The sequence below is a fragment of the Brachybacterium sp. sponge genome, assembly GCF_001613775.1.
Classification (GTDB): Bacteria; Actinomycetota; Actinomycetes; order Actinomycetales; family Dermabacteraceae; genus Brachybacterium; species Brachybacterium conglomeratum.
On record NZ_LRMP01000001.1, the window covers coordinates 231,802 to 250,331 of the forward strand.

Genomic DNA, 18,530 nt, shown 5'->3' on the forward strand with positions numbered 1-18,530 from the left:
ATGCACAAGATTCTCATTCCGCTCTGATGACCTCTGTGACGGCTCTACGGATCGCATCGACGAAGCGCGCTTCGGAGAACTTCTCAACACGAGCCCTAATCGCCCCCGCCGACCCAAACGCGTCCGCCTTGACGGAGAGCACAGCGTCCGCGATTGACTCAGACTTGGGCGTGTCAAAGAAGGACCCCGTAACTCCCTGCTCGACTGTGTCCAAATACCCGCCGGCCTTCAGTGCGATCGTTTGCACTCCGTGCGCTCCGGCCTCGAGCGGGGTCAGGCCGAAGTCCTCGTGGCTCGCGGCGACGAGCGCCGTCGCGTTGGCATATGCCCATCGCATCTGCGCGTCGGAGAGCCCCTCGACCAGGCGCACGTTCAAGGGAGCCATATCCACCAGGCGCTGTTTCTCGGGCCCTCTACCGATCACGAGCAGACGCCGCTCCGGCATCCCGGCGAATGCCTCGATCACCGCGTCGACGTGCTTGTACGGCTGGAGCCGCGAGACCACGAGGTAGTGGCCTCCTTCGGTCCCGTCCTCCCCGGCCCATCCTGCGAGCTCGCGGATCGGCTCCTGCTCTCCTTCGGCGACGGCGGGGCTGAACGGAGGGAACAGCATGGGGGCGTCGATCCCGTAGACGCGCTGGATCCGTTCACGCACGACGGACGAGTTCGCGAGGTACTGGTCCGCCGTCCGCGCGGCGCGCTGATCCCAGCGGGTGAGGTACGGGGTGAGCGCCTTGAGCGCGATTCGCTTCGGATCGAGCGGGCCGGCGTCACCGAGATAGTCGTCGGGCAGGTAGAGCCAGCGAGCGGGCGAGTGGCAGTACACGATCTTCTTCCCCGTCGTCGGGAAGGCGTGCGCCCAGCCGGAAGACGAGGCGATCATGACGTCGGCATCGATCCGCATCCGCGACGAGGCCGAGGCGAGGAGAGGCAGTGCGATCCGGGGATCCCGCCGGAAGACGCCGATGCAGTTCAGACCACTGGTGCGGATCTGCATCTCCTGGAACTCCGGGTAGGTCTGCCCCGGCTCGTAGAACAGCGTGTGGATCTCCGCCTCGGGGAATGCCTTCGCAAGGGAGAGCACCACCCGCTCGGCTCCCCCGCGCTGCGTGAGGTAGTCGTGCGCGATCGCGATGCGCGCGCTCATCGAGCCCTCCTCTCCTCGTCGACGGAATGGCTCGCACCTGCCACGCCAGCTCCCTCGACCGCGAGGGCGACGAGCTTGCGCCCTACGGGTCTCGGCACGATCGGAAGCATCCGGTTGATCAACCCTGCCACGCGCTCGACTGCACGCCGGGAGCGCATGGACGCAGCGGTGAGCCGGACTCCCAGTCCCCACACGCCGTTCCCCGTTGCCGGGTCGCCGATCGACACCTCAGGGTGCAGCCGGCGAAAGGTCGAGCGTGCGCCTCCCGCCTCGAAGGCCTTCACGGAACGAGCGCCGACAGTGCGTGCCGGTCCATGATGCTCAGCCGTCAATGCCTCGAATACCTCGATCGGGATGCCCGCCGCGTGGAGCCGGTAGCCGTAGTCGACGTCCTCCCAGCCATACCCCTGGTACCGATCGTCGTAGTGGCCGACCGATTCCCAGGTCTCCCGTGAGATCGAGCAACTCGCGGCCCACAGACGCCACCTCTCCTGGGGCGGTCGGCTGAGCGCATGAGCGAGAGACTTCCTCGCCGCGTCCTCTCCGTAGGCCCGGGCGTACGCACTCGGTGCGTGGATGTCCCGCGTCGGTCCGACGACACCGACGGCCCCGCTCGAGGTGTGCGCCTCGACGTGCACGGCGACATAGTCGGGTGGGACAACGAGGTCGTCATCACAGCGGATCAGCACGTCACCGCGAGCCGCCTCGAAACCTGCATTCAGCGCGCCGACGCGCCCGCGATTCTCCGGAAATACGATGATGCGCAGGTCGAGCCGGGACTCGTTCTCGAGCAGCGCCACCGAGCCGTCGTCGACTCCGTCCACGACGACGATGACCTCGAAGGGCAGCGTGCCCTCCTGCTGTGCAGCCAGGCTGTCGAGAAGCTGCGGGAGCCGATCCGCTCCGCGGAACGACGGCACGACTATCGATGCCAGCGGTTCAACGGCCACTTCTGTCTCCTGCGTTCCGAGTGCCTGCATTCTGTACGAGGCCGAGGAGGAGCTCTGCCACGCGCCCAGCACCAGCCTCCGGCGAGAAGCACTCCTCCCATCGACGACGGGCGTCGCGCCGGACACCGTCGACGTCAAGTTCCCCGATCAAAGTCATGATCGTCTCCGCCAATGCCGCGTCGTCGCCTCGACGTGCGACCCAGGGATGGTCCGGGCCTGTCACTTCGGGAAGCGCTCCAGCATCCGAGATCACGAACGGCACTCCTCGCGCCATCGTCTCGGCGGCGACGAGTCCAAACGGCTCTTCCCATACGGAGGGGAACACTGCCAGATCCACCTGGTCGAAGAATGCTTCTCGGTGAACCCAGCCCAGATGGTCCACGGATCCGGTGAGCGGCTCGAGCGCGGCTTGGATCTCGCGATCGTCGGCCGAGTCGCCGAAGCGGTTCTCGCCTGCGAGGACGAGGCGCACCTCGCGCTCCGCCCGTGCGATCACCTCGACCATGGCGCGAGCGAGCACGTGCACGCCCTTGTCCTTCGTGAGCCGGCCGAGGAACCCCACGCGCAACGGCTCCTCCGGGCGGGACTCCTTGCCCAGGAAGGCGATGTCCTCGGTCCAGTTCTCCAGCACGCGAGTGCCGCTAACCCTAGAGGCCATGAAGTGCGAAGGGACCAGAACCCGTGCAGCGCCGAGGCGACCGATCCGCGCCGCCACCGCCTTGACCCCGGTGGGAAGGATGTGAAGGTGGGCGATCCGCGGCCCCATCGCGGTCGTCGCGACGGTCGGCACGAGACCGTTGCACCACAGCGGGACCGTGCAGTTCCGCATTCGCCAGGCGGCGAGCGCGCGCATGTATCCGAGACGGGTCGATGCCTTCAGCGGCACCACGTGGAAGCCGCGTGACCGTGCCTCCTCGAGCAGCTCGCCCGGCGTGGTCGGCGCCAGCACGGTCACGTCGATGTCCATCGACCGCAGGGCTGTCGCGATATTGATCAGCATGACCTCGCCGCCGCCCATGTCACCGTTGTTCGTGGCAATCGCGATCTCTGCTCGGTCCGCCTGGATGTGCTGTACCAACTGCACGTGGTGGCTGTGGCTGTCCGTGGTCATCGCGCGACCTCGGAGACTGGGTCAGGGCGGCTCGACAGGCGATCGCGGAGCGCCACCAAGCCGGTCCTTGCCTTCGACGACAGGTACATCTCTCCGTACCGGTGGTAGAGACAGGCGATGCCGGTGACAGCGGCGAAGGTGATGACCATCCCTAGCCACCGTCCGGTGAGCGGTTCGATGAGGTGCAGCAACGCGTACCCGGTCACGGCATGTCCGATGTAGAGGGAGTAGCTGATCCGGCCGTAGAACTGGATGGGCTTCCATCGGAGGATCGTGGTCCTCTCCCTGGTCGCCACGACAAGGAACAGCGCAGCGACCACAGCGACGCACGCTGCCTGCACCCAGCCATGGAGGATCCACGACACCGCGATCGTGCCGGCTGCCGCGGCGATCGCCAGGGGCCGCAGCCGTCGGTCCTCTCGTGCGAGGTACGCGAGCATCCCCGCGGCGAAGAACGGGCCCCATTCGACGAGGAGCAGGTTCAGCACCATCTTCCATGGGGTGTCGACGTTCTGCGGATCGATCCCGAGGGTGTGGGGGCGCGCAGCGGCGGCGACCACCAGCGACACGGTGAACCACGCTCCGACCAGCCACAGCACGAGTCTTGTCGTGAGCTGCGCGCGGGTGATCACGAGGAGGGCGAGGACGAGCATGTAGAACTGCATCTCGATCGCGAGCGTCCAGTACACCTCGTCGACGTTGTCGAAGAGGAGCAGCCTCTGGATCATCGTGTAGTTCATCAGTCGATCCACCCAGCCGATGTCGGTGCTCGGCACGCGGAAGACGATCGAGACGATGATGCTTACGGTCACCGCGATCCAGTACACCGGATAGAGCCGGGAAGCCCGGGAGATCACGAAATCGCTCGGGACACGCGCGCGACGTGCGGACATCAGGATCACGAAGCCCGAGATGAAGAAGAAGAGCTGTACGCCGTAGGCACCCCACCAGGCGTTCGGCACCACGGATTCGCCGCCGTGATACTTGCTGTCGTAGCCGCCGGTGAGGTGGCTGAGCACGACGGCGACGGCGGCGATCCCCCTCAGACCATCGAGTTCGAGGAAGCGGCTCTGTCGTGGCTGCACCCCTGTCACCGCTCCTCCTTGCTGCCGGCGACATGACGGTCACGTTCCTGACGGGCGTTCGCCCAGAACCAGATCGCCGCACCGACCACCAGCGCCCACTGGAGCGTGAAGAAGACCTCCCCGAGGCGCCATGCGCAGATGAGCACTGCGATCGCTGCTGCCTGCACGGCGAGCTCCGGCTTCGTCAGGCGGGTCTCGAGGGGGCGCAGGGCGAACACCACGGTGATCCCGAGGACGAGGAGGAGCCAGGGCCAGCCGCCCTCGACCAGGGCACTCCAGTACGAGTTGTGGAACAGCCACTGGCTTCCCGGCTCGTCGGGGAAGGACACGTACGCCTCGCCGAGGCCCATGCCGAAGAACCCTGCGCCGTCGACCTTCACCTCGGAGGCGGCATCGATCCGGCTTCGCAGCAGATCCGATCCCACTCGGTTGGAGAAGATGCCGATCTGGGAGTAGTCCTCCGACATAAGGTCGACTCCGAGGTAGATCAGCAGGCCGAAGATCCAGCGACCCACCAGCGGCAGCCGCGGGGCGATGAGGATCCACCCCACGCCCGCGCCCATCGCGGCAATGGAGGTGCGGGACCCGGTGAGCCACACCAGCGCGGCGAAGACCAGCACGAGCGCCACCTTTACCCAGCGCCTGTCGACCACCGCGAGGATCAGCACTCCCACAATCGCGTACGCCATCCCCGCGACGTTCTTGTCCATGAAGAACCCCGAGAGCACGCCTCCGTAGTTGTCCGGAGCCAGGCCCAGGTAGAACGCGATCGCGTTGAGTATCATCCCGGTCGCGAGGCCGGCGAGGCCGGAGCGGAGGTCGATGCGCCCGGAGGCGAGAACGAGCAGGAACACCGCAGTCAGTCCGAGCCGCAGAAGGCGCCGCTCCCAGCTGAACGCGGAATACGTCGCCTCGGTGAACATCGAGATCATAGCCAGATAGAACAGCCCGATCACCAGCAGCGGCACCAGCATCTGCAACCGGCCGAGGTCCACTCGGGGCCGGCGGGTGAGCGCGAGCAGGACGATCCCGACCATCACCACCTGGTTCAACGGCAGCGGCAGACCGAACATCGTGCCCTCGAAGACCAGGCCGAAGAACAGCAAGCACTCGGGGATGCGCAACGATCCGATCGCGGAGAGGACACCCTTGGTCTCGCTCCGCAATCGGGAGCCGAGCGCGGAGGTGGTGCGGTCGATCCGCGCGTCCCGCGAGGCGGTGCGGGCGCTCATGCGGCCACCTCCCGGTACACGTCCGCGATCGCCGCGGTCATCTCCGCGACGGCGAGCCCGTGCTCCGCTAGCTCGGGCCGTACCGCAAGGACGCTCCCCTGCTCGACGATCCGCGCGGCCACGACCTCCGACGAGCGCGCCTCCTCAGCCGTCACCAAGCACCGCTCGGGCACGATCTCGCCGCTGCCGCCCACGTCGGTGGCGACCACGCCGAGGCCGTGGGCCACGGCGTCCAGCAGCGTGTAGGAGAGGTTCTCCCAGGCGGAGAGCTGGACGACCACGTCGTGGGCACGGAGCGCCTCGTCCGCGTCCACGTGGCCGGGGAAGTCGATCCGGTCCTCGAGGTGCAGGGAGTAGGCGAGGGTTCGCAGGGCGCCCTCCTCCGGGCCGCGGCCGGCGATCGTGAGGCAGGCCTCAGGGTGCTCGCGGGCGACGAGGGCGAAGGCCTGCATCAGCTGGTCGATGTTCTTCTCCGGGGCGAGGCGCGCGAGGGACAGCACGCGCAGGCCCGGACGGGGCTGCGGGGCTGGCTGCGGCGAGTCCACTCCGTTGCGGATCACGGTGAGCTTCTGCCCGCTCCCCCACTGCTCGGCGACCTGTGCGGCGGTGGAGTCGCTGACGGCGATCACCCGGTCGGCGCGCAGCAGGCGGGCGCGATGCGCGCCGGCCTTCACCCGGGCCTGCAGGTCACCGGACTGGTAGTAGCCCCGCACCCCGGAGATCCCGTGCTCGGTCGAGACCAGACGGATCCGCTCACCGCGGCCGGAGCGCAGCCCGGTCACGGCCGCGACCCCGGCGAGGTCCGCGAAGGCGAGATGGGTGTGCAGGAGGTCGGGGCGCAGGCGCTGCAGGGTGCGGCGGATGGCGCGCACCGCGATAGAGGTGCCGTCGGCCGGGGAGACCGGCCCGGTCACCACCGGTGTGCCCTGAGCGCGCAGCGCCTCGGCGAGCGGCCCCTCGGGGCACAGCACCACCAGACGCCAGCCGGGGATCCCAGCACGGGCGGCGTCGAGCACATGGCGGGCCACGCCGCCGAGGTCGGCGACGGGCACGCACCACAGCGCGATCCGATCTCGGCTCCCTGCAGTCACTGCGGTCACGACCGCGCCTCCGCGAGATGGCGCGGGGCGTGCTTCGTGGGCACTCGCAGCTCGGGGAGCACGAAGAGCCAGTCGAGCCGTCGGCGGGCCAGGATCAGCAGGGTCGGGACGCCGACACCCGCGATCGCCAGCACGGGGATCACGATCCCCGACTCCCCCGCCCCGATCGCGGCGAGCACGCGGTAGGTCAGATAGACCGCGAGCGCGTGCCCGACGTAGACCACGATCGAGTTCCGTCCGTACCACTGCAGGAGCCGCGTCACCGGGGAGCTCGGGATGCGCGGCGCCAGCCACAGCGCGAACAGGATCCCGAGGACGGAGACGAGGAAGTACGCGGGCCTCTGGGAGACGACGAACCTCTCAGCCGCGGCGATGCCGCCGGCCACGACGACGAGGCCGAGCAGCGCACCGCCCCACCCCGGCAGCCCCCGCTGCAGGGTGTCCAGATGCGGCCTCAGCGCGGCGCCGAGGAAGAAGAAGGCCCCGAACCACAGCAGCCGCTGCGGCACGCCACCCTGCGGCTCGAGCAGCCACAGCAGCACCAGCGGTGCCAGCACGAGGACCTCCCACGGGAGCCACCTGGGCCTCAGCAGCGCCACGGCGTAGCAGACGAGCAGCACTGCCAGGTACCAGAGGATCCCGCCCGAGAGCCAGTTGGTCGGGTTGGTGAGGGTCGCCAGCGAGTCGATCGATCCCATGATCAGCACGAACCACAGGGCGTACGGCCACGCGATGTGGCGGAGCTTGCCCACGGCGTACCGCCGCGGCCCCTTGCTCAGCGAGCGCTCGAGGAGCAGCCCGGAGAGCACCAGCAGCGTCGGGATGCGGAACGGTGCCACGGCCGCATTGAACGACTGGAGGGCGTCGCTGGTCTCCTTGCCGCCGAACTGCTCCGGGATCGACACCGCATGCCAGGCGACCACGAGGAGCACCGCGACGCCGCGCAGCAGGTCCATCCACTCCATCCGCCGCTTGGGCGTCGTCTCGGTCAGAACCATTCCTGCAGCCGATCCAGGGCCACGAAGAAGCCCTCTCCGGTGTTGACGTGCCCCATCCAGATCTCCGGGATGAACGGCGCGCCGGGGGCGAGGCGGTCCATGCGCTCGGCGAGGTCCTTGAAGTCGACCTCGCCCTCGCCCACCTGCACGCCCTCGCCGTCCACGCCCACCGAGTCCACGATGTGCAGGTGCTCGGTGTGCGGGCCCATCAGGTCGATGTACTCGCTGAAGGGGCGCTGGTAGAAGTTCGCGGCGAGCTTCGAGTGGGACACGTCGAAGGTGAGGCGGCGGCCGTAGGTCTCGCAGAACCACACCGTGTCCTCGGGCTCCATGAACAGGTTGTGGTGCTGCTGGCCGCCCATCAGCCACGGGAACGGCGGGAGGGTCTGCGCGGTCAGGCGCACCCCGGCCTCATCCACCCGCTCCAAGCCCTGCTGCACCCGCTCGTACAGCGGGTAGCGCTCCTCGGGGCGCAGGTGACGGTCCGGGAGGAACCCGCCCATGGTCACCACCACGATCGGGTCCTGCTCGCAGGTGAAGTGCTCGCGCAGGTCGCGGGCCAGGTCCACCACGCGCTGCACCTCGTGGATCGACCGCTCCCAGATCGCCTCGTCCGGGGAGGCCAGGTCGATGAGGAAGTCGCCCGGGTACAGGTCCGGGGCGTGCACGGTGAAGAACTGCTCGAGCCTCTCCCCCGGGGCGAAGAACTCGGAGAGGTCGAGGTCCATGTCCTTCGCGCTCTGGTGGAACTCGAGGAAGTCCGGCTCGGAGACCTCCAGCAGGGCGCGGAAGTCGTGGAAGCGCACCGGCAGCCCCCAGGGGCGGCGGAAGCTGTAGCCGCTGCGCTGCTGGGGCCGGCCGGCGAGGTCACCGGGGTAGAAGAAATCCCCGGCGGGCACGTCGCGGTGCAGGGTGGTGCCCAGCAGCGCCTCGCGCTGGTTGGGCTGCAGGCCGCGGCCGGGGCTCTTGACTTCCACGTCCGCGGCGGTGATCACGTCGCCGGAGCGCAGGGCGCGGGCGGCGACGAGCGACTTGGCGAGGTTCACGCGGTTCATCAGCTCGCCGGTGGAGAGCTCGCGCGGGCCATCGGTGCCCAGCGCCTCCTCGACGTCGCGGATCTGGCGGACCATCTGCCCCAGTTCGTCGGGCAGCAGGGAGACCTTGTGGTCGTTTCCCTCGAGGGTCTTGTCCACGGTCACGTGCTTCTCGATGATGTGCGCGCCGCGGGCCACGGCCGCGACCGGGACGTGCCAGCCGCGCTCGTGCCCGGAGTAGCCCACCAGGCCGTCGCCGAGCTCGGCGAGGCGGTCCATGTACCGCAGGTTCACGTCCTTGTAGGGCGCGGGATAGGTCGACTGGGTCTGCAGCAGCGCGAACGGGGCGCCCTGGCCGCGCAGCACCTCGACCGCGCCGGTGATCTCCTGCTCGGTGCTCATGCCGGTCGAGACGATCATCGGCGCGCCGAAGCCGGCGACGTGGGCGAGCAGGTCGTGGTTGGTGAGATCGGCGGAGGCGATCTTATATCCGGGCACGCCGTAGCGCTGCAGGGCGTCGGCCGAGGGAAGGTCCCAGGGCGTGCAGATCACGTCGACCTCGCGCGCGGCGCAGTGGTCGAACACGCGGTACATGTCCTCGACGGAGAGGGAGTACTTGGCCAGCAGGTTCATCGTGTACTGCGGGCCGAGGTCCTCGCCGGCGCTCGCGGCGCCCCCGGAGCGGTACAGCGCCGCCATGTCGCGCAGCTGGAACTTCACGACGTCCACGCCAGCCGCCACGCAGTGGTCCACGAGGGTCTTGGCGAGCTCGACGTCGCCCTGATGGTTGTTGCCGATCTCGCCGATGATCAGCGCGGGATGGTCCTCGCCCACGGTGCGGCGGCCGATGGTGAGCGTGCGTGCGCCGGGGGTGGCGACGGCGACGAGGCGGCCGCGCTCGTCGAGCACGGGGATGCGGTCCACGCCGTCGCGGAACAGCGGGACGATGTCGGCGACCGGGGTGCCCTCGGGGACCGAGACGAAGCGCGGGTTCGCGGCGTCGACCGCGGGGGCGGCGAGGTCGGGGGCGGTGTGCTCCACGAGCCAGCGGCGGATGTCGCCGTCGCTGAGGGTGCCGCGCACCGTGCCGTGCTCGTCCAGGACGAACGCGACCCGGGCCTTGTTCGCGCTGATGCGCCGCAGCGCCTCGAGCACGGTCGACGTGACGTCGACCGTGTAGGGGGCGGTGGTGCGGTCCAGGATCACGAGGTCCTCCATCCGAGTCGGGCGAGCATGCTCTCGGCGGCGGCGACGTCGGTGAGGGTGTCGATGTCCACGCCCTCCACCTCGTCCAGCACGAACAGGTCCGTGCGTCCGCCGATGCGGTTGTTCTTGGTGCGGTAGATGTGCGGCGCCGTCACGTAGAGGCTGCCGTTCTCGAAGTAGTGCATCTGCTGCGCGGTCAGCTCCTGGCGGCGGGGCCGGGCGTCCACGTCATAGGCGGCGCGGGCGCTCTGCCCGGGCGCTTCCGGCAGGCGCCAGAAGAACGGCGACTCCGGCACCACGCCGACGAGCGCGTCGACGCCCTTCTCGCGGAACATGGCGAGCGCCCGGCGGATCGTGTCCGGGCGGCGCACGGGCGAGGTGGCCTGCAGCAGCACCACGGCATCCAGCGCCGTGCCCTCCGTCTCGACCACGTCCATGGCGTGCAGGACCGTCGGCTCGGTGGGGGCGTCGTCGGTCGCGAGCTCGGCGGGGCGCTGGATCACGCGGGCGCCGTGCGCGGCGGCGACCTCCGCGATCTCGGCGTCCTCCGTGGAGACGGCGACGATCACGTCATCGTCCTGCTGCGCCTCGAGCGCCTGCGCGATCGTCCAGGCGATCAGCGGCCGCCCGCCCACGGGCAGCAGGTTCTTGCGCGGGATGCCCTTGGATCCGCCCCGCGCGGGGATCACGACCATTGCCGTCATCCGGCGCCCTCGAGGATCTGGGCGATGAGGCGGGAGGGCTCGTCGGCCCCGGTGGCCAGCGCGGGGGTGGGCTCCCCGCCCCAGCGGCGCATGTCGTAGCGGTCCCAGAACTCACGCACCCAGGCGGGGACCTTCTCGCCGGCGACCCAGGAGGGGATGCCGCGGGCGGCGGCCTCGAGCACGCCGGTGGAGAAGATCCCGACCACCGGGGCGCCCACCTCGTGCAGCGGGATCGAGGTGTCCTGGAACTCGACACCGCGGCGCGTCATCAGCCTGTGCGCGGCGCGGGAGAGGACGTCCACCTCGGAGGGGTGCGGGCGGTACAGCGCGCCCTCGGCGCGGCAGAAGGACATCGCGATTCCGGCGGTGAGGCGGCGCGGCAGCTCGGCGCCGTGCATCTGGCCGAGGAACAGGGGCTTCTGTCCGGTCACGTCGACCTCGCCCTCGCTCTCCTTGCCGGCCTGCCACAGCAGCTGGGAGCCGACGGTGCGCACCTCGACGTCGTCGCGGCCGGAGCGGTAGAACTCCGCGTCGGCGTCGCTCCAGGCCAGCAGCGTGGTGCGGGGCGGCAGCGGCGGGGCGTACGGGGTCAGGGCCCCGTGCTGGACCACGGCGGAGGCAGTGTCGGTGGCGAGCGCCCACTCGTGGGCGGCGCGGCCCGCGGCAAGGTGCTGGCCGAGGGTGAGCACGGCGCCGATCCCGCGCCTGTCCAGCACGACGGCGAGGCGGCGGCGCTGCTCGTCCTCGGTGGTGGCCGGTTCGATCCGCTGATGGGTCCACTCGTCGCCGGCGAGCTCGGGCAGGTCGAGTCCGGCGGGGCTGAGCACGTCCACGCCGATGCGCAGGTAGGGCAGGGAGGTCAGCAGGCTCGCGCGGGAGGTCGGGGAGGCGGAGTCCAGCCCGATCAGCAGGCGCGTGTCGCCCTCTCCCTCTCGGGAGTGGAGCACCAGGCCGGGCATCTGCTGGGTGCCGCGACGGGAGCGCACCGCGCTGGTGACGACGTGCTTGACCTGTCGGGCGCGGTTCCGCGTGCTCTGCCATTCCTGCCAGCGCTCCAGGGAGCTGGGGTGGATCAGTCCTGCCACAGCGAATCGACCTCCTCGAGGCGATGATCGAAGGTGTGCTCGGCGAGGGTGCGGCGCCTGCCGGCCTCTCGCATCCTCTCCCCCCAGGCCCGGTCCTGCAGGGCGCGCCGCGCGAGATCGACGAGCTCCTCGCGATCGTGCCACACGGCGACCTCGGTGCCGACCTCGTAGAACTGGTCCACGTCGTCGCGGTCCACGAGCTGCACCCCACCCATGCCGGGGATCTCGAAGGTGCGCATCGCGTGCCCGTTCTGCAGGCCGTGGATCGCGACGGCCGCCGCGCCCTCGGCGTGGATCTGATAGGCGCGCTCGAGCGGCACCTCGCGGGAGGCGGCGATCGGGGGCCGGGACCAGGAGAAGGTGCGGGCGCGGTCGAACGGGTGGCGGGAGAAGTCCCGGCCCCAGGCGTGCACGGGCAGGTCGTGCTCGGCAAGGTGGGTGAGCAGCTCCCTGCGGTTGGCGTAGCCGGAGCCGATGAACACGATCTCGTCGGTGCGGCGGCTGGTGGGCTCGCTGCGGTGGGGGTCGAAGGCGTTGGGCACGAAGTGCGCGTCCACGCCGCGGGCGCGGAGCATGTCCGTCTCGGAGCGGGCGTAGTCCACTACGGGCCCGACCTGGCGCAGGAACTCGTCGGTGTAGTCGTGGCGGTGGAGGTCGTCGTAGAGCCACAGGATCCGCGGGGTGTCCCCCAGCGCGTCCCAGAACCGCTGATCCAGGCCGTCGCCCTTGATGACGACGACGCGGTGCGGGCGCACCTCCCGCATCGCCGCGATCACGCGGTCGGTGAGGCGGGCGCGCTCGGCGGTGCGCCGGTCGCCGGGCAGGTGGAGGCGGTCGGGCAGCTCGACGGTCGCCTTCAGCCGCAGCTTGTCCCCCACGGTGTCGTAGGCGTCGTAGCGGGCGGTGTGGACCTCGTAGCCGCGGCGGGCGAGGGCGTCGCCGATGCTGCGCCAGTAGCCGTGGAAGGCCGGGGAGATCAGCAGGAGCCGCTCCGGGGCGGAGGGGGCAGGGCTCATCGCGGGAGGGTCCTTCCGGCGCGGTGGATCAGGTCGAGTTCCTCGCGGGCCACGGCCAGCGGGGCCACGTCCCGTCCGGCGGCGCGGCGCCCGCTGTTCCACAGCAGGTTCGCGCCGGTGGCCAGGGTCATCGCGCCGCGAAGCAGGTGCACGTTTCCGTGCTTGCGGGCGAAGCGCATGCGGGCGCCGACGAGCCAGCGGCGCCGGCGGGCCTCCCCGCCGGAGGAGCCGCCGCCCACATGGCGCACCTCGAGGTCCGCATCGAGCAGGGCGGGGATCCCGGCGCGGCGCAGCCGCAGCTGGAGGTCCACCTCCTCGGTGTACATGAAGTACCCCTCGTCGAAGCCGCCGGCCTTCCGCACCTCCGCGAGCGGCAGCAGCAGCACCGCCCCGGAGACCCAGTCCACCGGCACCATCCCGCTGCCGCGCTCGGCATCGAGGTCGTGGCCGACGGCGCGGTGCAGCACATCGCGGTGGCGCTGGGAGGCGAGCGGCACCAGCCACTCCACCACCTGGTGGGAGATCGTGGGGAAGTACCGCGCGGCGTAGCCGGAGCCGCCGTCCTCGCCAACGTTCCGGCAGCCCACCACAGCGGGCATCCAGGGCAGGGCATGCGCGAGCAGGTCCGCGCAGAAGCCGGGCGGGATCTGCAGGTCGGAGTTCAGCACGAGGGCGTGCTCGATCGCGGGCCCGCCCGCGGCGTCGGCCCCAGCGACCGGTGCGGCGAGCGCTTCCAGTCCCGTGTTCACGGCGGCGCCGAAGCCGCCGTTGGCGGGACGTCGCACCAGCTCCACCCCTGCCGCCAGCTCGTCGGCGGGGACGGGGACGGGGCTCGCGTCGTCGACCAGGACCACGCGGGCGGGGCGCTGCGCGGCGGGCACGTCCTCGCCGCACAGCGACTCGAGCAGCGGCAGCACGGGAGCGAGCGCTCCGTGGACAGGGATGATCACCCCGAGCCCGCGGAGGCTCATCACCGGCCCCAGGTGGACGCGGCGCGGCGACCGCGCGGGGAGGTGCGCGCGGCGGCCGCGGTGTCCCCCTCGGGCTCGTGCTCGTCATGCTCGACGACCGGGCCGGGCTCGGCGGCCGCGGTGACTGGGCCGGGCTGGGCGGGACCGCCGGCCTGCTCGACGTCGACCTCCTCGGCATCCGGCACCACGGCGGACTCGTCATAGCCGCCGAGCGCCCCGTAGCCGTACTTGCCGTAGGCGCTGTAGCCGTAGACGGCGTCGCCGTAGGCGAGGCGGTTCAGGCGACCGGTCGAGGCGCGGTTGAGCACGGCGCCGTAGACGGTGCCGTTGACCGCGCGGATCGCCTCGACCGCCTTCTGCATCGCGGCGGTGCGGGTCTGGCCGGGGACGGCCACGAGGATCGCGCCGTCGGAGTGACGGGTGAGCAGCTGCGCATCGGTCACCGCGAGCACCGGCGGCGCATCGATGATCACGAAGTACTGCCGCGAGAGCTCCTCGATCAGCTCCTGCATGCGGCGCGAGCCGAGCAGCTCGGAGGGGTTCGGCGGGATCTGCCCGGCCGGGAGCAGGGTCAGCAGCGGGACGGTCGTCGGCTCGGCGACGTCCTCGAGGCTCACCGAGGCGGCGAGCAGCTGGGACAGGCCCACCTCGCCGTCCACGGAGAACTGCTGGGCGATCATCGGGCGGCGCAGGTCCGCATCGACCAGCAGCGTGGGCTGGCCGGCGCGGGCCATGACACGGGCGAGATTCGCGGCGACGGTGGACTTGCCCTCGCCGGGGGCGGAGGAGGTCACCACGATCGAGCGGGGCGGGTTGTCCACGTCGATGTAGCGCAGGTTCGTGCGCAGCTTGCGCAGCGCCTCGCGGCTCGGGAAGGACGTGGGCTCGGGCAGCACGCCGTCCTTACCGCGGGCGAGCTCCTTCGCGTCCGGGAGCGCGCCGAGGGTGGGCAGGCCCACCACATCGGTGACGTCGTCGGCGGTGCGCAGGCGGCTGTCGTTGCGGTCCCGCAGCCAGGCGAGGCCCAGGGCGACGAGCAGTCCGAAGGCGGCGCCGGCGAGCAGGAACTTCTCGCGGTCCGGGGAGACGGGGGCGCCGGGCACGACCGCGTTCTGGTAGTTGGTCAGCTGCACTCCGACGGCGGCGTCCTCGTTCCCGCCGGTCTCGAGGGAGCGGGCCTCGGCGGCGGTCGCCTCGACGGCGGCGTTCGCGATCGCGGAGGCCTCCTCGGCGGTGGGCGCGACGGCCTCGACGGTGATGATCGGGGCGTTGGGGTCCAGGGTGGTCTGCAGGGAGCCGGCGACCTCGTCGGGGCTCGCCTCGAGGCCCAGCTCGTCCACGATCCGCTGGCCCACCGCGCGGGTGTTGAACAGCGGCAGGTAGGACTGCGCCTTCTGGTACTGGAAGGCCATGTTCCCGCTGGCCTGCTGGATCGGGTCGCCGTTCTCGTCGGACTGCGCGCTGGCGGAGACGTAGCCGAGCGCGCTCGCGGAGTAGGTGGTGCTCTGCGTGAAGGAGAGCCCGTAGCCGGCGGCGGCACCGAGCACGAGGCCGGCGACGAGGAGCAGGAGGTTGCGCAGCAGCAGCCTAAGGAAGTCTTCGATCGTCACCGGAACTCTTCTTCTGAGATCATTCGAGGGGGCCTGGTCATATTAGGTGAAACCGGTGAACAACCGACCGGAATGTCATCACGACCACGTCACGAACAGGCGCTTCGCCCGACCCTGTGCCTGTGTTCACCTGCCGGTGACCGAAACTGCACCGGCCGAGTCGCCGGGGCCACATCACGCCAGGTGAGGCATGCGCTGCGGCATCCCGGGAGGTAATCGCGTCGCCGGCGCGGGCGACCGATCCGTCCGACGTGATCGATATGCCTCGAATGCCCGGCATGCCGTTTATGGTGCTCCAGGTCTCACGGCGCGATGATTCCTCGGTGACAGCGCTGCTCTTGCTCGCCGCCCTCTGACCCCTCAGAAGCACGCCTCCGGGGCGGTCACGCGGATCGGGCGCCCGCTGCCGACCGGGGCGGGAGCGGGCGGGCCCTGCAGCGAGAACGCGGTGACCGCCCCCGTGAGGGTCAGCTGGATGGCCGGCCACGGCCCTCGGCCCTCCCCCGCGGCGGCGCGGGCTGCGGTCGGCACCGACTCGCCGATGATCGAGGCGCTCCCGCCGGCGACGGCGACCGTGACCGCATCGCCGCGACCGGTGCCCGTCCCGTCCGGGAGGACGAGGTCGACGCCGTGGATCCTCAGGGTGAGACGCAGCGCGGGCCGGTCGAGGGTGACATCGACCCGCCATTCCAGTGACTGCCCGGCGAGGGCGAGCCCGGCCCCCTCGGCCGCGAGCAACGGAGCGCCCTCCGAGACGACGCTCACCGTCCCCACGTCCTCTCCCTGCAGGTCCAGCAGTCGATAACTCGTCCGATCCCGCGGGATCTCGGGTCCGTGGCGGGTGGTGTGGCGGGGGTCGTCCTCGGAGAGGGCGAGCGGCTGGGCGGAGCAGCTCAGGGCGATGGCCGGTGCGGGCACCGCGGACGGCCGCTCGGCGGCGGACCAGGCCGCACCGCGCGCGAGGGCGCGGCGAGGCCGACCCCCGTCGGCCATGCTCCTGCGGCCCATCGACCACCTCTTCCCAGAGCGCCTCCCATAAAGAGGAGATGTCCCAGCCGGCCCACGACGCGGGTTCCTCCGGCGAGGGCACGTGTGGCGCCCGGTGCACCGCGCGGAATAAGAGTAAGCGGTGCGCGAAGCGGTGCCGTCGAAGCACCCGCGTCGGCTGTCCGCGTCCCCGGGAACGGGGCGGGGCTCGAGAAGAACCCGCAGTCCACCGGGGGACAGTCGAGGGGGGTGTGTCATCCGGCACGACTTACCGCGCGGACGGACCTCCCCCTCCCTCGACCGGCGCACGGTGCCGGCGGCGCGGCGTGGAGCAGGCGCCCGCCCCGATCCAAGCGCGGCGGGAGGACCGCCGTCAGCGAGGCATGTTCCGCAGGTTGCTCGCGGCCATGTCGACCATCCTCCCCACCCCGCCGCCGAGCACGACCTTCGTCGAGGCGGTGGCGAAGCCGCGGATCTGCTGGGCAGTGATCTTCGGGGGCATCGAGAGGGCGTCGGGATCGGTGACCACGTCGATGAGCACCGGGCCGGGGGTCGCGAGCGCGGCGGCGAGCTGCTTCTTCAGCTTCTTCGGCTCGGTGATGCGCACCGCGCCGATGCCCACGCCCTCGGCGATCGCGGCGTAGTCCACGGCCTCGTGGTCGGTGCCGTGATCGGGCAGGCCCTCGACCAGCATCTCGAGCTTCACCATCCCCAGGCTGGAGTTGTTGAACACCAGGATCTTCGTGTCCAGCTCATGCAGCTTCACGGTCAGCAGCTCGCCCATCAGCATGCCGAGCCCGCCGTCGCCGCTCATCGAGATCACCTGTCGGCCGGGGAACGCCTTCGAGGCGCCGATGGCCTGGGGGAGGGCGTTGGCCATGGTGCCGTGGTGCCAGGAGCCGAACACGCGCCGCTTCCCGTTGGGGGTGATGTAGCGGGCGCCCCACACGTTGCACATGCCGGTGTCCACGGTGAACACGGCGTCGTCGTCGGCGAGGTCGTCGAGGGTCGCGGCGACGAACTCGGGATGGATCGGCTTCATCCGCTCGACGTTCTTCGTGTACGCGGCGACCACGCCGGTGAGCGCCTTGTGGTGGGCCTTCAGCTGGCGGTGCAGGTAGCGGTGGCCCTTGGTGGAGGTCAGCAGCGGCAGCACGGCCTGGAGGGTGAGCGCCACGTCGCCGTGCACGGCGAGGTCGAGGCCCACGCGCCGGCCCAGTCGGGACGCGTCGGCGTCGATCTGCACGATCCGCGGCGCCGCCTTCCCGTCCTTCCCGGGCAGGAACTCGCTGTAGGGGAAGTCGGTGCCCAGCAGGATCACGAGATCCGCCTCGTGCATCGCCTCGTAGCAGGCGCCGTAGCCGAGCAGACCGCTCATGCCCACGTCGTAGGGATTGTCGTACTGCATCCACTCCTTGCCGCCGAAGGCGTGGCCGATCGGGGCCTTGACCCGCTCGGCGAGCGCGAGCACCTCCTCGCGGGCGCCGCGCACCCCGGCGCCGGCGAACAGCATCACGGTGTCGGCCTCGTCGATCAGCTCGGCGAGGCGGCCGACGGGGCCCGCGGCGGGCTGGACCGCGCCGAGCTCGGTGGCGAGATCCCGGGTGAGCGGGGCGTCGACCCCCTGGTCGGCGACGTCGCCGGGCAGCACCAGCACGGAGACGCCGCTCTTCGCGATCGCGGTCTGGATCGCGATGTGCAGCATCGTCGCGCCGTGGGGGCCGGAGTTGACCATCTCGCAGAAGTGGGAGCACTCCTGGAACAGCCGCTCGGGATGGGTCTCCTGGAAGAAGCCGGTGCCGATCTTCTCCGAGGGAATGTGGGAGGCGATCGCGAGGACCGGCGCGTTGTCGCGGTGCGCGTCGTACAGGCCCTGGATCATATGGGTGTTGCCGGGGCCGCAGGAGCCGGCGCACACGGCGAGCTTCCCGGTCAGTCGGGCCTCGGCTCCCGCGGCGAAGGCGCCGGCCTCCTCGTTGCGCACGTGCACCCACTCGATGCCCTCGGTGGTTCGGACGGCGTCGACCACGGGGTTCAGCGAGTCGCCGACCACCCCGTAGATGCGCTCCACGCCGAGGTCGCGGAGCTGGGCGACGAGAAGCTGGGCGAAGGTGCTGCGAGCCATGAGAGGTCCTCCCGAGGTGTGGGTACCCGGGAGCACGGTCCCGGGACGGAGTGCATGTCCTCGACCCTACTCGCGAGATGCCCCGACGGCAGGGCTGAGCCCCGACCGATCGGCTCGGGAACGGATCGGGCGCGGGCGGCAGCGGAGGCGAGGCGCGGCGGGGGCGGGC

15 protein-coding genes are annotated in these 18,530 nt (G+C 70.7%); all 15 read right to left on the reverse strand.

The window, feature by feature from the left end:
• Positions 1–13: 13 nt before the first annotated feature.
• The 15 genes from A4A78_RS01055 to A4A78_RS01125 all read right to left on the reverse strand — a co-directional run bounded on the left by A4A78_RS01055 (position 14) and on the right by A4A78_RS01125 (position 18,361).
• Positions 14–1,147, reverse strand: a complete 1,134-nt coding sequence (locus A4A78_RS01055) for a glycosyltransferase (protein ID WP_062946592.1) — start codon at positions 1,145–1,147, stop codon at positions 14–16.
• A complete protein-coding gene (locus tag A4A78_RS01060; protein WP_062946593.1) occupies positions 1,144–2,097 on the reverse strand; it encodes a glycosyltransferase family 2 protein in 954 nt (317 codons plus the stop codon). Before A4A78_RS01060 ends, A4A78_RS01055 begins: the two co-directional genes overlap by 4 nt.
• The gene (locus A4A78_RS01065) at positions 2,087–3,208 is read right to left on the reverse strand and encodes a glycosyltransferase family 4 protein (protein ID WP_062946594.1); all 1,122 of its coding nucleotides are present in this window, start codon (positions 3,206–3,208) and stop codon (positions 2,087–2,089) included. The genes A4A78_RS01060 and A4A78_RS01065 overlap by 11 nt, the downstream gene beginning before the upstream one ends.
• Positions 3,205–4,302, reverse strand: coding sequence for an acyltransferase (locus tag A4A78_RS01070; protein ID WP_062946595.1), 1,098 nt, complete (start codon positions 4,300–4,302; stop codon positions 3,205–3,207). The genes A4A78_RS01065 and A4A78_RS01070 overlap by 4 nt, the downstream gene beginning before the upstream one ends.
• Positions 4,299–5,525 carry a hypothetical protein gene (locus A4A78_RS01075; RefSeq protein ID WP_062946596.1) on the reverse strand — a complete coding sequence of 409 codons (1,227 nt, stop codon included), beginning with the start codon at positions 5,523–5,525 and terminating at the stop codon, positions 4,299–4,301. Before A4A78_RS01075 ends, A4A78_RS01070 begins: the two co-directional genes overlap by 4 nt.
• A complete protein-coding gene (locus tag A4A78_RS01080) occupies positions 5,522–6,625 on the reverse strand; it encodes a glycosyltransferase family 4 protein (protein WP_062946597.1) in 1,104 nt (367 codons plus the stop codon). The genes A4A78_RS01075 and A4A78_RS01080 overlap by 4 nt, the downstream gene beginning before the upstream one ends.
• Positions 6,622–7,623 (reverse strand): acyltransferase, encoded by a 1,002-nt coding sequence (locus A4A78_RS01085; RefSeq protein WP_082835120.1) that lies wholly within the window; start codon positions 7,621–7,623, stop codon positions 6,622–6,624. Before A4A78_RS01085 ends, A4A78_RS01080 begins: the two co-directional genes overlap by 4 nt.
• The gene (locus A4A78_RS01090) at positions 7,614–9,863 is read right to left on the reverse strand and encodes an N-acetylneuraminate synthase family protein (protein ID WP_062947909.1); all 2,250 of its coding nucleotides are present in this window, start codon (positions 9,861–9,863) and stop codon (positions 7,614–7,616) included. Before A4A78_RS01090 ends, A4A78_RS01085 begins: the two co-directional genes overlap by 10 nt.
• Positions 9,860–10,567 (reverse strand): cytidylyltransferase domain-containing protein, encoded by a 708-nt coding sequence (locus A4A78_RS01095; protein WP_062946599.1) that lies wholly within the window; start codon positions 10,565–10,567, stop codon positions 9,860–9,862. Before A4A78_RS01095 ends, A4A78_RS01090 begins: the two co-directional genes overlap by 4 nt.
• Entirely contained in the window at positions 10,564–11,652 is a 1,089-nt protein-coding gene (locus A4A78_RS01100; RefSeq protein WP_062946600.1) for a hypothetical protein, read from the reverse strand. The genes A4A78_RS01095 and A4A78_RS01100 overlap by 4 nt, the downstream gene beginning before the upstream one ends.
• Positions 11,640–12,668 carry a glycosyltransferase gene (locus A4A78_RS01105; protein WP_062946601.1) on the reverse strand — a complete coding sequence of 343 codons (1,029 nt, stop codon included), beginning with the start codon at positions 12,666–12,668 and terminating at the stop codon, positions 11,640–11,642. Before A4A78_RS01105 ends, A4A78_RS01100 begins: the two co-directional genes overlap by 13 nt.
• Positions 12,665–13,639, reverse strand: coding sequence for a glycosyltransferase family 2 protein (locus A4A78_RS01110; protein ID WP_062946602.1), 975 nt, complete (start codon positions 13,637–13,639; stop codon positions 12,665–12,667). Before A4A78_RS01110 ends, A4A78_RS01105 begins: the two co-directional genes overlap by 4 nt.
• Positions 13,639–15,249, reverse strand: a complete 1,611-nt coding sequence (locus tag A4A78_RS01115) for a polysaccharide biosynthesis tyrosine autokinase (RefSeq protein WP_062946603.1) — start codon at positions 15,247–15,249, stop codon at positions 13,639–13,641. Before A4A78_RS01115 ends, A4A78_RS01110 begins: the two co-directional genes overlap by 1 nt.
• Before the next feature lie 360 nt (positions 15,250–15,609).
• Positions 15,610–16,242: a hypothetical protein gene (locus A4A78_RS01120; RefSeq protein WP_062946604.1), complete on the reverse strand. Its 633-nt coding sequence runs from the start codon at positions 16,240–16,242 to the stop codon at positions 15,610–15,612.
• A 367-nt stretch (positions 16,243–16,609) separates the two neighbouring features.
• Complete coding sequence (locus tag A4A78_RS01125) at positions 16,610–18,361, reverse strand: pyruvate dehydrogenase (protein ID WP_062946605.1); 1,752 nt, start codon at positions 18,359–18,361, stop codon at positions 16,610–16,612.
• Positions 18,362–18,530: the final 169 nt, after the last annotated feature.